18 protein-coding genes are annotated in these 14,348 nt (G+C 66.7%); 7 read left to right on the top strand and 11 right to left on the bottom strand.

Annotated elements, in window-relative coordinates; genetic code table 11:
* From JIP62_RS15235 to JIP62_RS05995, 4 genes are read left to right on the top strand one after another with little or no spacing between them, the layout of a single operon-like run.
* Positions 1 to 132, top strand: coding sequence for a hypothetical protein (locus JIP62_RS15235; protein WP_269145471.1), 132 nt, complete (start codon positions 1 to 3; stop codon positions 130 to 132).
* Positions 129 to 341: a hypervirulence associated TUDOR domain-containing protein gene (locus JIP62_RS05985; protein WP_201103986.1), complete on the top strand. Its 213-nt coding sequence runs from the start codon at positions 129 to 131 to the stop codon at positions 339 to 341. Before JIP62_RS15235 ends, JIP62_RS05985 begins: the two co-directional genes overlap by 4 nt.
* Before the next feature lie 18 nt (positions 342 to 359).
* The gene (locus JIP62_RS05990; RefSeq protein ID WP_201103987.1) at positions 360 to 1,466 is read left to right on the top strand and encodes a DUF1176 domain-containing protein; all 1,107 of its coding nucleotides are present in this window, start codon (positions 360 to 362) and stop codon (positions 1,464 to 1,466) included.
* Positions 1,463 to 2,368, top strand: coding sequence for an NAD(P)/FAD-dependent oxidoreductase (locus JIP62_RS05995; RefSeq protein WP_230974883.1), 906 nt, complete (start codon positions 1,463 to 1,465; stop codon positions 2,366 to 2,368). Before JIP62_RS05990 ends, JIP62_RS05995 begins: the two co-directional genes overlap by 4 nt.
* Positions 2,369 to 2,434: 66 nt before the next feature.
* Here the strand turns inward: JIP62_RS05995 and rpsD are convergent, their stop codons facing one another.
* The 8 genes from rpsD to JIP62_RS06035 all read right to left on the bottom strand — a co-directional run bounded on the left by rpsD (position 2,435) and on the right by JIP62_RS06035 (position 9,792).
* The gene (gene rpsD, locus JIP62_RS06000) at positions 2,435 to 3,052 is read right to left on the bottom strand and encodes a 30S ribosomal protein S4 (RefSeq protein ID WP_201103988.1); all 618 of its coding nucleotides are present in this window, start codon (positions 3,050 to 3,052) and stop codon (positions 2,435 to 2,437) included.
* A 190-nt stretch (positions 3,053 to 3,242) separates the two neighbouring features.
* A complete protein-coding gene (locus tag JIP62_RS06005; protein WP_201103989.1) occupies positions 3,243 to 4,847 on the bottom strand; it encodes a GH39 family glycosyl hydrolase in 1,605 nt (534 codons plus the stop codon).
* A gap of 200 nt (positions 4,848 to 5,047) precedes the next feature.
* Positions 5,048 to 5,662, bottom strand: a complete 615-nt coding sequence (locus JIP62_RS06010; protein WP_201103990.1) for a superoxide dismutase — start codon at positions 5,660 to 5,662, stop codon at positions 5,048 to 5,050.
* A gap of 94 nt (positions 5,663 to 5,756) precedes the next feature.
* The gene (locus JIP62_RS06015) at positions 5,757 to 6,857 is read right to left on the bottom strand and encodes an alpha/beta hydrolase (protein WP_201103991.1); all 1,101 of its coding nucleotides are present in this window, start codon (positions 6,855 to 6,857) and stop codon (positions 5,757 to 5,759) included.
* 64 nt (positions 6,858 to 6,921) lie between these two features.
* Positions 6,922 to 7,164 (bottom strand): hypothetical protein, encoded by a 243-nt coding sequence (locus JIP62_RS06020; protein WP_201103992.1) that lies wholly within the window; start codon positions 7,162 to 7,164, stop codon positions 6,922 to 6,924.
* A gap of 6 nt (positions 7,165 to 7,170) precedes the next feature.
* Positions 7,171 to 8,010 carry an S-formylglutathione hydrolase gene (fghA, locus tag JIP62_RS06025; protein WP_201103993.1) on the bottom strand — a complete coding sequence of 280 codons (840 nt, stop codon included), beginning with the start codon at positions 8,008 to 8,010 and terminating at the stop codon, positions 7,171 to 7,173.
* 233 nt (positions 8,011 to 8,243) lie between these two features.
* Entirely contained in the window at positions 8,244 to 8,624 is a 381-nt protein-coding gene (locus JIP62_RS06030; RefSeq protein ID WP_201103994.1) for a VOC family protein, read from the bottom strand.
* 61 nt (positions 8,625 to 8,685) lie between these two features.
* A complete protein-coding gene (locus JIP62_RS06035; RefSeq protein ID WP_201103995.1) occupies positions 8,686 to 9,792 on the bottom strand; it encodes an S-(hydroxymethyl)glutathione dehydrogenase/class III alcohol dehydrogenase in 1,107 nt (368 codons plus the stop codon).
* A gap of 221 nt (positions 9,793 to 10,013) precedes the next feature.
* Between JIP62_RS06035 and JIP62_RS06040 the strand changes: the two genes are divergently transcribed.
* Both JIP62_RS06040 and JIP62_RS06045 read left to right on the top strand, forming a co-directional pair.
* Positions 10,014 to 10,250, top strand: coding sequence for a hypothetical protein (locus JIP62_RS06040; RefSeq protein ID WP_201103996.1), 237 nt, complete (start codon positions 10,014 to 10,016; stop codon positions 10,248 to 10,250).
* The gene (locus JIP62_RS06045) at positions 10,247 to 10,972 is read left to right on the top strand and encodes an NAD-dependent deacylase (RefSeq protein WP_201103997.1); all 726 of its coding nucleotides are present in this window, start codon (positions 10,247 to 10,249) and stop codon (positions 10,970 to 10,972) included. Before JIP62_RS06040 ends, JIP62_RS06045 begins: the two co-directional genes overlap by 4 nt.
* Here JIP62_RS06045 and JIP62_RS06050 read toward each other — a convergent pair.
* The 3 genes from JIP62_RS06050 to JIP62_RS06060 all read right to left on the bottom strand — a co-directional run bounded on the left by JIP62_RS06050 (position 10,953) and on the right by JIP62_RS06060 (position 13,429).
* Positions 10,953 to 11,474, bottom strand: coding sequence for a hypothetical protein (locus JIP62_RS06050; protein ID WP_201103998.1), 522 nt, complete (start codon positions 11,472 to 11,474; stop codon positions 10,953 to 10,955). The genes JIP62_RS06045 and JIP62_RS06050 overlap by 20 nt on opposite strands.
* A 56-nt stretch (positions 11,475 to 11,530) precedes the next feature.
* Positions 11,531 to 12,301, bottom strand: coding sequence for an RNA methyltransferase (locus JIP62_RS06055; protein ID WP_201103999.1), 771 nt, complete (start codon positions 12,299 to 12,301; stop codon positions 11,531 to 11,533).
* Between the two features lie 111 nt (positions 12,302 to 12,412).
* On the bottom strand, positions 12,413 to 13,429 hold the full coding sequence (locus JIP62_RS06060) for a phospholipase C/P1 nuclease family protein (RefSeq protein ID WP_201104000.1): 1,017 nt from the start codon (positions 13,427 to 13,429) through the stop codon (positions 12,413 to 12,415).
* Positions 13,430 to 13,802: 373 nt separating this feature from the next.
* Here JIP62_RS06060 and JIP62_RS06065 point away from each other — a divergent pair, with 373 nt between their 5' ends.
* Positions 13,803 to 14,348, top strand: a complete 546-nt coding sequence (locus JIP62_RS06065; RefSeq protein ID WP_201104001.1) for a 3D domain-containing protein — start codon at positions 13,803 to 13,805, stop codon at positions 14,346 to 14,348.

The following is a 14,348-nucleotide window of genomic DNA, read 5'->3' on the forward strand; positions in this document are numbered from 1 at the left end:
ATGGATGACGAAACGAAAGACCTGGTGGATCGCTGGATCCGGACCTTCTGCGAGGCCCCTGTCCTGATCGACCCGGAACTGATGCGGCGCGTGCTCGCTGATTGGGAAGGCAGGCAGGAAGGATCGCGATGACGAACAAATCCCTCAAACCCGGCGATACGGTCAGTTGGGCCCACAGCCAGGGCCGTTCCACCGGCAAGGTGGTGCGCAAGCTGACGAAGCCGACCCATATCAAGGGTCACGAGGTTGCGGCCTCGCCCGATAACCCGGAGTATCTGGTCAAGAGCAGCAAGACCGGGGCCGAGGCGGCGCACAAGCCGTCCGCCCTCACCAAGCGCTGAGGTTCGAGAGGCCGGCTGATGTCTACCCGACGGGTTTCCACCGTGACCGTGGCCCTGGTCCTGTTCACAGCTGGCTGCAGCGACCCGTCTGGACAGGGCGAAACGCCCGCTGATGCGCCGGCCGCCACCCCCAACGTCGAGCCCGGCGGTGCCGAGCCCGCGGCGACCCCGGCGGCGGCGCGCTCCGAGACTCGACGCTTCCGGGACTGGATCGTCACCTGCGACAATGGCAACGACTGCGTTGCCCTGTCCGCGGCGGGCAATGGTGAGGGCTGGATCAGGATCGCCATGGCCGCAGGGCCGGACGCACGGCCCGATCTGAGCGGCGGCCTGCTGTCAGACGGGGGCACGGCGACACCGGGTCTGATGATGACGGTCGACGGCACCCGCTATGCCCTGTCGGGACCGGGGCGGGCCGCCCTGCCCCGCGATTCCCGGGTCGCACTGGCCGCCATGGCGACCGGGACGAGCGCCAGCCTGGCCACCCGCTCGCAAAGCCAGACCCTGTCCCTTTCGGGCGTCTCAGCCGCCCTGCTGTGGATCGACGAGCGGCAAGGACGGCTGGATACGACCACCGCCCTGTTGCGGCGTGGCGATGGCCCGGCATCGCGCGTGCCGGCTCCGCCGCCGCTGCCCCGTGTCCGGGCGGCATCCGCCGTCGATCAGGCGGGATACGGCGAGGGAAATGCCGTCCTGCCCGCCACCGTCGAGGCCTTGCCGGAAATCCAGACCTGCCGCGCAGACACCGATTTCAGCCCCGAGTTCCAGAGGGCGGTCCAGTCCGCGCGCCTGAACGCCACGACCGAGCTGTGGGGCGTGCCCTGTTTCTCCGGCGCCTACAATGTCGGCTATCGCTATGTCATCAGCGGGCCGGGCGGGCAGTCGCCCCGCGCCATCACCCTGCCCACCACCGCCGAACCGGCTGAGACGCCCATCAACGCCGAATACGATCCCGCCACCCGCATCCTGACCGCCTTTGCCAAGGGGCGGGGCGTCGGCGACTGCGGTTTCACCAACACCTGGACCTGGACCGGCCGCGACTTCGCCCTGACGTCCGAGACACGGATGGAAGAATGCTGGAGTCTGCCCGCCGACCTGTGGCCCATCACATGGCGCAGCCAATGACCCATGAGCCCGAAGTCCTGGTTGTCGGAGCCGGTCCGGCCGGGCTGACGGCCGCCACCTATCTGGGGCGGTTCCGGCGGCGTGTCCTGGTGGCGGACGGCGGCGCCCCGCGGGCCTGCTGGATTCCGGTCAGCCACAATATGCCGGGCTTTCCCAGGGGGATCACCGGCGATGCCATCCTGGCCCGGATGCGCGATCAGGCGGTGGAATATGATGCGGTCATCGAGCCTGGCCGGGTGGAAGCGCTGGCGCGCGACGGCGACGGCTTTGTGGCCAGGCTGAACGGCCGCGACATCCGGATTCGCGCGGTGCTGCTGGCCACAGGGGTGGTCGATCACCACCCGGACCTGCCCGGCGTTCAGGATGCCGTGAAGCGATCCCTCGTCCGCATCTGTCCGATCTGCGACGCCTATGAGGCGATCGACAAGCGCGTGGCCATCATCGGCAAGGACGACCTGGGCGTGCGCGAGGCCGCCTTCATGCGGACCTATACCGATCAGGTCACCCTGATCCACATCGGCCCGGCCGAAGCCCTGACCGAACGCGCAGCGCTGGACCGGCTGGGCGTCACCCTGGTTGAGGGATCGATCGACGATGTGGAGTTGCAGGACGACTACGTCCGCGCCCTGTGCTGGGGCGGACAGGTCCATGCCTTCGACATGATCTATTCCGCCCTCGGAACCACGCCCAATGCCGAATTGGCCGAGGCTCTTCGCGCCGAGACGACCGATGACGACCTGATGAAGACCGACGCCCATCAGGCGACGCGGATTCCGGGCCTCTATGCTGCCGGAGACGTCGTCCTGGGCCTCAACCAGATTGCGGTGGCCACCGCCGAAGCGGCCCTGGCCGCCACCGCCATTCACAACCGGCTGCGCGAACAGGACGGCTGGACCGTCTGAAACGAAAAAGGCCCCGGATCGCTCCGGGGCCTTTCTTGTTGGTGCGCGCGAGGCGCGGTGTCCGACTTAGGACGAGTAGTATTCGACGACCAGGTTCGGCTCCATCTTCACCGGGAACGGCACATCGGCCAGTTCCGGCACGCGGACGAAGCGGACCGAGAAGCCGCGGTCACCCAGCTCCAGATAGTCGGGAACGTCGCGTTCGCCGGACTGCTGGGCTTCCAGGACCAGGGCCATCGAGCGGCTCTTTTCCTTGATCTCGACGACGTCACCGACCTTCACGCGGTAGGAGGCGATGTTCACCTTCTTGCCGTTGACGGTCACATGGCCGTGGTTGACGAACTGGCGGGCGGCCCAGACGGTCGGGACGAACTTGCCGCGATAGACGACGGCGTCCAGACGCTGCTCCAGCAGACCGATCAGGGCCTCGGCGGTGTTGCCCTTCTTGCGGGCGGCCTCGTCATAGGTGCGGGCGAATTGCTTCTCGGTGATGTTGCCGTAGTAGCCCTTCAGCTTCTGCTTGGCCTTCAGCTGCAGGCCGAAGTCGGAAACCTTGGACTTGCGGCGCTGGCCGTGCTGGCCGGGGCCGTACTGACGCTTGTTGACCGGGGACTTGGAACGGCCCCACAGGTTTTCACCCATGGCGCGGTCGATCTTGTATTTGGCGCTGTGGCGCTTGGACATTCGTATCTCGTCATCTGGATGCGGCCCGGCCCCTCCCCGAATGGAGGGACGATCTCAACGGCGGTCCACGCATCGTCCGTAATGGTCTTCGCGCCTTCGGTCGAAACCGAATGCGAGAAGGCCGGGCTTATGGCGGTGTCAGGTCGATGAGTCAATCGCGTGCGGGACAGGCGCGCTCTGCCGAAATTCTTCACGACCCCGCCAGGGACATTTCGATCAGCACGACATCATAGGTGCTCATCGGCAGAACCAGCCGGGCGCGCCCGTCGCGATCCGCGACCACCTCGACCATCACCGGTTCGTCCCGCGTCAGGCCCTGCAGCGTGGTCAGCTGGTCGGGCGTCAGGTCCTCGGGACGGCCCATCTCCAGATAGGCGGTGTAGGCATCGTTGTGACGGAAGCCCGTGCGCCGGACACTGACCGCGTGACGCCCCGGCGGCAGACCCGACAGGCTGAGGACCAGCGGCTCCATCGGCCGCGACGGCTGCACCGCCCGGAAGAAGGGCCGATTGCTGACCGGCTGGTCCGGGGTCTCGTAATGCCAGACCAGGACCCGCAGCCGTCCCTCGTCCAGGGTGGCGATGGATTGGGCGTCGCCCGTCGCCAGTTCATTGTCTCCCAAGCCGTTGAGATAGCGATAGGCAAACCAGGTCGGCTTGCGGATCCCGTCCGGCGTCATCAGTCCGAACCCGCCGTCGAAAGGCCGTGTCTGCGGGCCCGGCTCTTCGAACAGGTCGCTGAAGGTCCAGTAGCTCATGCCCTGCACATAGCCCTCGCTCTGACGCAGCTTGGTCAGGACGAAGGCCGCATTGATGTGACTGTCATGGACCGGATCGCGCGGGTTGTAGCTGCTGCTCCATTCGGTGAAGAAGATGGGCAGGCCGGGCAGGTGCGATGCCCTGACCTGCGCGTGCACACGGCGCACATCGCCGACGACGGAATCGGGGCTGGGCGACAGCTTGTTGTCGCCCTCCCCCTTCTCATCCAGGAAGCCGCCCTCGACGCCATAGGTGTGGGTGGTGATGAAGTCGACCGGCACGTCGTTGCGGCGCGCATAGTCGAGAAACTCGGGGATCCACGCTGCCCCAGCCGTCGCCGGTCCCCCGACCCGAAGCGCCGGATCGATCGCCTTGATGACCCGCGCCGTGCGGGCATAGTAGGCGAAATAGGCCGCCTGGTCCGCGCGCTCCCAGAAGCCGTCCAGGTTCGGCTCGTTCCAGAACTCAAAATACCAGGTCCGCACCTCCTGCGCGCCATAGCGGGCGATCAGGTGGCGCACAAAGGCGTCAATCAGACCGTCCCACTTCTCGGGCTGGGGATGGGAGGTATTGCCCTGCCAGTAGAAGATCGTCTGATCCGAGGTCTTCATCGCATCGGGGGTGAAACCCAGCTCGATGAACGGCTTGATCCCTAGGCTCAGGAACCGGTCGTACATCGCATCGATGCGGCTGAAGTCATAGATCGACTGGCCGTCCACCTCGCGATAGACGCCCAGGTCGTCGTGGAAGATGTCGTGCAGGCGGATGTAGCGGAAGCCCAGTTCGTTCTGGACCGTCGCCAACTGCGCCAGGGTGTCCTCGCGTGAGGTGGTCCCGGGATAGTCGGCACCGATGGAGTATTCCGCCATCCTGATACGGGGCGTAACCGGCCCGTCCAGATCCAGGACGATCTGGCGCCCCTCGGCCGGCTGCTCCCCCGGCACTGGAGTAGCGCAGGCCCCCGTCCCCAGGACCAACCCGGCCAGCAGAGCCAAGGCCAGGCCTCGTCCCGCCGAACGCTTGTTATCCTTGCGCATCGCACCCTCCCCGAGTGTCAATCTTCAGGGGAATGTTAGCGCTACCAATCTACGTAGCAACCCCTGCCTGACGCGAGGCGGCGGCGGGGCGTTCGATCGACATTTGTCTCGCCCGTCATCCCGGGATCGGCGTCGCCAGAACCCCGGGATGACGGCGATTGAGGATCAGCAGCGCGCGAGGCGCTGAGCCTTAGTCAGAACTAGGCGGTGGCCTCGGCGAACAGGGCGTTGGCCTTGTTCCAGTTCACCACCGACCAGAAGGCCTTCAGATAGTCTGCGCGGCGATTCTGATACTTCAGATAGTAGGCGTGCTCCCACACATCGGCACCCAGGACGACGGCACCCTTTTCGTCCGCGACGTCCATCAGCGGATTGTCCTGGTTGGGGGTCGAGGTGACTTTCAGCTTGCCGTCCTGCACGATCAGCCAGGCCCAGCCCGAGCCGAACTGCGCGGCACCGGCGGCATTGAAGGCTTCCTTGAACTTGTCCAGGCCGCCGAGGTCGCGATCAATGGCAGCCGCAAGCTCGGCCGACGGTTCACCCGCCTGATCGGCCGGAGCCAGCAGTTCCCAGAACAGGCTGTGGTTCCAGTGACCGCCGCCGTTGTTGCGCACCGCCTTGGGCAGTTTCGACATCCCGGCGAACAGCTCTTCCAGAGACTTGCCCTCCAGGGACGGATCGGCAGCCACGGCCTCGTTCAGCTTATCGACATAGGCCTGGTGGTGCTTGTCGTGATGGAATTCCATCGTCGCCTTGTCGATCGCCGGCTCCAGCGCATCATAGGCATAGGGCAGCGGCGGCAGGGTGAAAGCCATGGGGAGGCTCCTCGTCTTTCAGGGTTAGCGATGCCCTTCAGATAGGCATCCGGATGCCCAACCCAAGCCGTTCCCGACCGATTTCGTTCCGGATTCAGCCGGGACAGGCCGCCGCAGCCTCGTCGGCGATGCGATCGGCGATGGCCTCGTCGATCGGCCCCATGATGACGCCCTCGCCCAGGGTGTGGCCTCGTCCGGCATGGCTGACGAAGGTGACCTGACCGGGGTTCATCACCCCCTCCCCTGCGGCCCTCTGCCGGGCCTCGCGCACCTGGGAGTCGATCTCTCCATAATGCAGGATCATCGGCGCGCCCCAGGCGGCATAGGCCTGGGCCAGGGGCCGATCGTCGGTGAACCAGGTCTTCCACCAGCCCTGGGAGAACGCCGGGGCCTGGGCATTGGGATAGGGGGCCTCGTCCGGCGGAGCCAAGGCCGCAGCCTTTGTCTGGTCATAGAGGCCGGCCTGCACCGTTTCGACCATGGCGATGTCCTCCGGCGTCCAGACCCCGTCGGGCTGGATGAAGGGCACCATGGTCCCGAACACCGCAGAGGGGGTCCGCATCCAGTTGGCCTCGACCTCGGCATTGGTGACCGATCCGTCGCCGTCCGCATCCATCAGACGAAGGGATTCGGCATCGCGCCCGGACAGCTGCCAGCGCACGGCGGCGGTCTTGCTCTCCAGCGGCGCGCCCATGCCGATGATCAGGGCCGGCGGCGGTGCGTCCGTCCGTGCCACGCCCGCCAGATGCACCCCGCCTTCGGAATGGACGAAGAAGACGACGCACTGCGCGCCCAGCCCTTCCGGCGACCGGGTCCAGTCATAAAGGGCGCCGACGTCGCGGCTGAGGTTCTCGGCCGTGACGCTGGTGGTGGCCGCCGGGTCGATGACCTCAGTGGGGGGGACATTGTGCCGGACCCCCCGGCGGTCGTAGCGCACCGCGCTCAAGCCCCGCGCCGCGAACCGCTGGCCCAGATCGGCGAAAATCAGATCACGAGGGGTGCCGCTGGTTCCGAACCGGACATCGCGGTCGAAGGCACCGGTTCCGGCCACCAGGATGACCGCCCCGCGCGACGGACCCGCCGGCCGGTCCACCTGGCCGTTCAGCACATAGCCGTCGACCGATGGCACGGCGAACGTCTGCGGACCGGAGGGATCCTGAAGTCCCACCACCGCCGCCAGAACCCAACTCAACATCGGCGTATCCTCCAGACCCAGGTTTCAGCCTGACAAGCGCCAGGGCCGTCCGTCAAGCCGAGGCTCAGACCGGCGGCAGATTGGCCTTGATACAGTCGCGCACGGCCCGTCGCTGATCCCCCGGCGCGTTCAGCAGGTCCACGCCGCCCGCCTCGAATACTGCCTTGACCGCCGCATCCAGACCCAGCGGCAGGGCCGCCACGACCCGCTTCTGGCCCTTGTCATGCAGGCAGAAGCCCAGCTCGGTGCACAGGGCCGCGAACATCGGCTCATGCTCGGGGCGGATGGGGTCCAGTTGCTTCGTCATTCAAGATCAGTCCTTCAGCCGCGCCGCGTGAAAGCCGACATGGTCCGCGACGAAACTGGCCATGAAGAAGTAGCTGTGATCGTAACCCGGCTGTATCCGGAGGGTGATCCGCTGTCCGACCGCATCGGCCGCCGCCTGCAGCAGTTCGGGCTTCAACTGGTCGGCCAGGAAGGGATCGGCGTCGCCCTGGTCGATCAGGATGTCGTCGAAACACCCCTGGCCCGTGCCGCCCTCGATCAGCAGGGTCGCGTCATGGTCGGCCCAGACGGTCCGGTCCGGCCCCAGATAGGCACCCAGCGCCTTTTCGCCCCAGGGACAGCGCGTCGGCGAGGCGATCGGGGCAAAGGCCGAGACCGAGCGGAACAGGTGCGGATGCCGCAGCGCCAGGGTCAGGGCCCCGTGCCCGCCCATCGAATGGCCGCTGATCGAGCGCACTTTCGTCGTCGGAAACTCCGCATCGATCAGGCCGATCAGCTCGTCGGTGACATAGGTCTCCATGCGGAAATGCGGGGCCCAGGGTGCCTGAGTGGCATCGACATAGAAGCCTGCCCCCTGGCCCAGGTCATAGGCCGGATCGTCGGCCACCCCTTCGCCTCGGGGCGAGGTATCGGGGGCGACGATGATGACGCCGTGTTCGGCGGCGGCCCCATAGGCTCCGGCCTTGGTGGTGAAATTGTCCTCGGTACAGGTCAGGCCCGACAGCCAGATCAGAACGGGGAACGGACCCTCGCCCGGCGGCACGAAGACAGACAGGGTCATGGGCGTGCCCGTCGCCGCACTGTCGTGCTTCAGATACCGCAGGGTGCCGCCGTGGACGGCGTGGGTCTTGGTCGTCGTCAAGGTCATGACTGTCGGTGTGGCGGATGCCGTCGTCAGGAACAAGCCCTCCGGCCTGCGGATTGCATCAGGCAGGAGGCTCGTCATGATCACCGTCACGGCAGGTACGGACCGAACCCTATGTTTCCAACCTTACGGACGGCCGTCGCCGACCAGCTGGCCGATTTCGAAGGCCACGGCCCCCGCGACATGGGCTGGGCCCCCAAGGATTTCGAGGACGCCGACGTGAAACGCTGACCCGCTCAGCCCGCCCGGTGCACGGCGCAGATCTTGTTGCCCGACGGATCACGCAGATAGGCGACGTTCAGCGTACCGAACGGGCTCTTACGCTCGCCCGGCGGATCCTCGATCGCCGTCCCGCCGGCGGCAATGCCGGCCTCATGGAAGGCGCGGACCGCGTCGGCATCGCGCGCGCCGAACCCGATCGTGCCACCGTTGGCGTGGCAGGCGGGCTGGCCGTCGAGGGGCCTGGTGATCGCAAAGGCCCCGCGCGGCGTCCGCCACCAGACCCGGCCCCGGTCGTCGTCAGCCCCCGCAGAAATGCCCAGCGCCCCCAACACCGCATCATAGAATTTCCGCGACGCCTCGATGTCGTTCGCGCCGACGGTGACGTGTGTGAACATGACGACCTCCCCTGCCTGAAGATTCCAGCTTAACCAGGTCCGTTTTTTAATGCAACGGACGTCAGAACACCACCACGGACCGGATGCTCTCACCCGCATGCATCAGGTCGAAGGCCTCGTTGATGCGCTCCAGCGGCAGGGTGTGGGTGATCATCGGGTCGATCTCGATCTTGCCGTCCATGTACCAGTCGACGATGCGCGGCGTGTCCGTCCGCCCGCGTGCGCCGCCGAAGGCCGAGCCGCGCCAGACCCGGCCGGTGACCAGCTGGAACGGCCGCGTGGCGATCTCCTTGCCCGCCTCGGCCACGCCGATGACGATGCTTTCGCCCCAGCCCCGGTGACAGGCTTCCAGCGCCTGGCGCATCACGGTCGTATTGCCGGTGCAGTCGAAGGTGTAGTCGGCCCCGCCGCCGGTCATTTCGACCAGATGGGCGACGACGTCGGACACGTTTTTCGGATTGACGAAATGGGTCATGCCGAAGCGGCGGCCCCATTCCTCCTTGGTGTCGTTGATGTCGACGCCGACGATCATGTCGGCCCCGACCATCTTCAGCCCCTGGATGACGTTCAGACCGATGCCGCCCAGGCCGAAGACAACGCAGTTGGCGCCCGGCTCGACCTTGGCCGTGTTCACGACCGCGCCCACGCCCGTCGTCACGCCGCAGCCGACATAGCAGGCGCTCTCGAACGGCGCGTCCTTGCGGATCTTGGCCAGGGCGATCTCGGGCAGGACGGTGAAGTTCGAAAAGGTCGAACAGCCCATGTAGTGGGCGATCGCCTGACCCTTGTAGCTGAAGCGGCTGGTGCCATCGGGCATCAAGCCCTTGCCCTGGGTGGCGCGGATGGCGGTGCACAGATTGGTCTTGCGGCTGAGGCAGGATTTACACTGGCGGCATTCCGGCGTGTACAGCGGGATCACGTGATCGCCGACGGCGACCGAGGTCACGCCCGGCCCGACCTCGACCACCACGCCCGCGCCCTCATGGCCGAGGATGCTGGGGAAGATGCCCTCGGAGTCCAGCCCGTCCAGCGTATAGGCGTCGGTGTGGCAGATGCCCGTCGCCTTGATCTCGACCAGCACCTCCCCGGCGCGCGGCCCCTCAAGATCGACCTCGACGATCTCCAGCGGACGTTTGGCCTCAAAGGCGACGGCGGCGCGGGTCTTCATGGGTCAGGGCTCCTGTTCTGGCGCGCGATCTAAAGGGTGCTGGGGCTCATGATCAACCATCCACGGGTGCCACCTTCGCCGATCGCCGCTAAGGTCGATGTATGGAGCGCATTCGGTCGACATATCTGCATGTCCGACGATGGGTCGACGGCGTGCTGTCGGGGCCTCCTCGGCGCTCTCAGCTTGTGATCGGTATTGCGTTCGTTCCCTATATTCCCGTGGTGATTTTGCAGTCAGCGTTTATTCCGGTCTGGATACTCTGCACGGTCCTGGCCGCTGCCTGGACACTGTTCATCCTATGGCGCGCGCATCGGCTGGGCCGGGCCGGACACCTTCGCAGTGCGCGTCACTATGACCGCCACGGCAAGTTCGACCTGCCGCCCGAGTATGCAGCTTCGGAAAGCCATATGGCCCATCGCAGTCGCCAGAAGCGAAACCGCCGTCAGGCCACCCGATGATCCACCGTAATCTGGTCATCCTCACCGGAGCAGGCATATCGGCGGAGTCTGGCGTCCCCACCTTCCGCGCCGATGACGGATTGTGGATGGGGCACCGGATAGAGGATGTGGCGACGCCAGAGGCCTTCGCCCGCGACCCGGCCCTGGTGCAGGACTTCTACAACCGGCGGCGGCGGCAGCTGGCGACCGTCCAGCCCAATGCGGCCCACCACGCCCTCGCAGCCCTGGCCGCCCGCTGGACCGGCGAGCTGATGCTGGTGACCCAGAATGTCGACGACCTGCACGACCGGGCCCATGCCGCCCAGCCGCCCGGTGCCGGTTTCCAGCTGATCCATATGCACGGCGAACTGCTGAAAGCGCACTGCACCGCCACCGGCCAGGTCCAGGACTGCCCCGGCGACCTGGAGGCCGATCACCCCTCGCCCCATCATCCGGCGGGACGGATGCGGCCGCACATCGTCTGGTTCGGCGAGATGCCCCTGCATATGGAGCGGATCGAGGCGGCGCTGGAGGCTTGCGACCTGTTCGTCTCCATCGGCACCTCGGGCGCGGTCTATCCTGCGGCGGGCTTCGTCCAGCAGGCCCGGCTGGCCGGGGCGCGGACGGTCGAACTGAACCTCGAGTCCTCGCTGATCTCCGACCTCTTCGACGAGACGCACCATGGCCCCGCCACCGAAGTCGTGCCGGGGTTCCTGTCGTCGCTCAGGGCAGGCGAAAACTGAGCACCAGTTCAGAGCCCGGCGAAAAATAGGGGCTGCGGCTGATCACCAGCTGGGTCGTGCCGCTGCGCCAGACAGCGATGTCTGTGGTGGTCTGCCCTTCCTGCGAAACCAGCACTGGCTGAAGGCCCAACCGCGCCACATGCGGGGCGGCGGCGGGTGACATACTGGAGAGATCGCCCTCGAAAATGCCGACGCTGCACATACCGTTGCCGTAGCTCAACTCCAGCGTGATCGTGCCTTGGTGACGACGGCTCAGGCGCGCCATGGCCGAGGGGGGAGACTCGTGCAGCATCAAGGCGCTTTCGTCTTCGTCGAGTCGGTATCCTAGGGCCTGCGCGGTGGTCACGGCAGCGACGATATTGCCTGTGTCCGCATAGGGCACGCAGATCTGGCCCAGCACGGTGTCAACGATCTGCGGCACATTCATCGATTGGGCCGAGGCGGGAGCCGCCACCGCAATCAGTCCGACCGTGGCCAGCCCGGCCATAAACAGGTGTCGCATATGCTCTTTCCTTGCTTAGAAGGACTATCCGCCCGGGGCGCGTCCCGCGCCAGTGATCAGTCCTGACGCTTCGCCGCCGCCAGCTTGGCCAGGACCCGGCCCCGCCCCTTGGACAGAGCGGTGATCACGCCGCGGAAGGTGGCCACCTCCTGCTCGGTGAAACCGGCCCGGCCCAGCATGACGCGCAGATTCTGAACCATCGAGGGCCGCTTCTCGGGCGGATGGAAGAAGCCGCCTGCGTCCAGTTCCGCCTCCAGATGTTCGTACATGCCCAGCAAGAGCTGGCCCGGCGCGGGCGGTTCGGCCTCTCGGAACCGGGGCGGCGGCGCGTCCAGGATCAGGGTGCGCCACTCATAGGCATTGATCGCCACCGCCTGGGCCAGATTCAGGCTCTGGTGACGCGGGTCGATCGGGATGGTCACGATCCCCTGGGTCAGGGCGATGTCGCTGGTTTCCAGCCCCGCCCGCTCGCCCCCGAACAGCAGCCCGACCCCCAGGCCGGAAGCCCGGTCGTCATACAGGATTCGCGCCGCCTCGCGTGGGGTCCGCACCGGCTGGCGCGTTTCGCGGCTGCGGGCGGTGGTGGCAAAAACGGTCTGCAGGTCGGCCACCGCCTCGGCGACGCTGCCGAACACCCGCACCCCGTCCAGAACCCAGTCGGCCCCCGAGGCCGTGGCCCAGGCCCGCTCCTGCGGCCAGCCGTCGCGCGGGCTGACCAGCCGCAGTTCCGACAGTCCGAAATTGGCCATCACCCGCGCCACTGCGCCGATGTTCTCGGCCATCTGGGACTTGTCCAGGATGACGATGGGGGCAGCAGGTTCAGTCATGGTCGAGGCTTTGTTGAGCGAAAGGTGAAATGTGAGCCGAGCGGTGAGCGCGCCCGCCGTAGCATCGTCTGCTCACCTCTTGCTCACTAGCAGTGTTCACCCCGTGAGGGCTCACTCCGCCCCCACCATGGCCACCCACGGATCGGCGGTTCCGGCCTCGACCTCGGCCACCTTGACCGCAGGCCAGCCGATCGAGACGTCGGCCGAGGCCCTCCAGGCCAGGATGAACAGGTCACGCAGTTCCCCCGCCCCCGCCGCCAGTCGTTCGGTCGTGAAAGCAATGCCCCGCGCGTCGCCATCAACAAAGGCCCCCGCCTTTTCCAGACGATAGAAGGGCACCACATGCCCCAGCGTCGTCCTCAAGAAGACGGCCGTGCGACCCCGCATGTCATAGGAGCCCAACTGGGCCGCCGGCATGGCCGCCTCGACCGCATCGAAGCGGACGTTGCGGCGCACGAACCCACCCTCGAACGTGCCGTGCACACGAGCGGTGGTGTAGCCTTCCGGATTGGGCGTGTTCCGGTCCCAGCCATTGTAGTGGATGCTGGTGTGCAGCGGCTGCGAGGCATCCCCGACATAGTGGCCCAGCACGCCCATGTCGCGCACGATCAGGGCTTCGCGCCGGATGCGGTCGGCCCGGTACCAGGCCTGTTTGGCCGGATCCGTCTCGCGCGCCTCGGCCGCGTTCAGCACGCGCCAATAGGCGAAGTCGCGCACCAGCTGCTGATAGCTGTCCATGATGGCATAGGGCAGGTAGCCAGCGTCATCGACCTTGATCCCGGCCGCCAGCAGGGCCGCGTCATATTCGGACTTCAGCTCCGGCAGGGCGTCGATGGACATGCCCTGTTCGGTCATCACCCGGCCGTCTTCGATCATGTCGACGAAATGGGCGGTGTCGCGCTCGCGGTCGTGCGGCTGACCGGCCCCCTTCCAGCGGTCGGGCTCGCGCGTCAGCTCGGCCACATCGGCCACGGCCGAAGGGGTGCGCAGAAAGGCGGGCATGTCGTCCGGCAGGGCCCGCATCGCGGCCATCCCGACCATCCGGTGCCCCGTCTCGCCCCAGGCAGAGACAGAGGCGGGCGCGGCCAGCAACACCATGGCCAGGGCCGCTATGGCGAAACGCTTCATCAGGAACACCTTGGGACAGTCGACGGGGGGAATGTGCGCCCCGTTTAAATCCACCGCGCGGCGGGGACCAGCCCCATCCATTCCGACAGACGATCCGCGAGCACTGACAATGACGGCGCATCAATCGCTCAGTAACCTTGAACGCAAGATGTTAAGGCCGCGAATATCGTCATCGCGCCCAAGCATCTCGTCACAGAAAATAATCGATCACCTGCCAATACTGCTCAGCACTGATTGGAAGGCCGCCCGCTGTTGCTATCCGTGATGTGGACAAACGGTCGCGCGAGCGGACGCTGCCCGCAAAATGCCTCATTTCGCCCTAACAGGGAGCACGCCGGACGTGTCGGGACCGGTGCGACCCCATTGATGCACGATGTCGAACGCTGCCGCCCTGCTGGCCCTCGTCCTGAGCCTGGCCTTTTCCCCGGTGGAAGAGCCCGTCTCCTATGACAGCGTGATCGCGGCCGAGGCCGCCGTCGCAGAGGCCAATGTCGGCGGCACGGCAAACATCGCGCTCACGCCCGAGCAGCAGGCCCTGATGCAGGGTGAACCCGACTGGCGTCTGTCGGCGCGCCTCTATCACGCCGGTGGCGGCGGGGCGACCGGCAACGATTCTCTGGGCTGCCGCCCCGTGCCGATGCGCACCGTGGCCACCGACCCGCGGGTGGTCCCCCGCCGCACCCGCCTGTTCATCCGAGAGACGGTCGGCCTGGTCCTGCCGGACGGCACGGTCCACGACGGCTACTGGTATGCCTCCGACACCGGCGGCGCGATCCGGGGCAACAAGATCGATCTCTACACCGGCCACGGCCGCGGCTCGATGCGCCCGGCCATGCCGCTGAACATGAGCACCCTGACCGTCGAACAGGCCGGCCGTTTCGACGGCTGCCCGCCCGCCTGGGAAAACGCGTCGAACTGA

Source organism: Brevundimonas vitisensis (assembly GCF_016656965.1).
GTDB lineage: Bacteria > Pseudomonadota > Alphaproteobacteria > Caulobacterales > Caulobacteraceae > Brevundimonas > Brevundimonas vitisensis.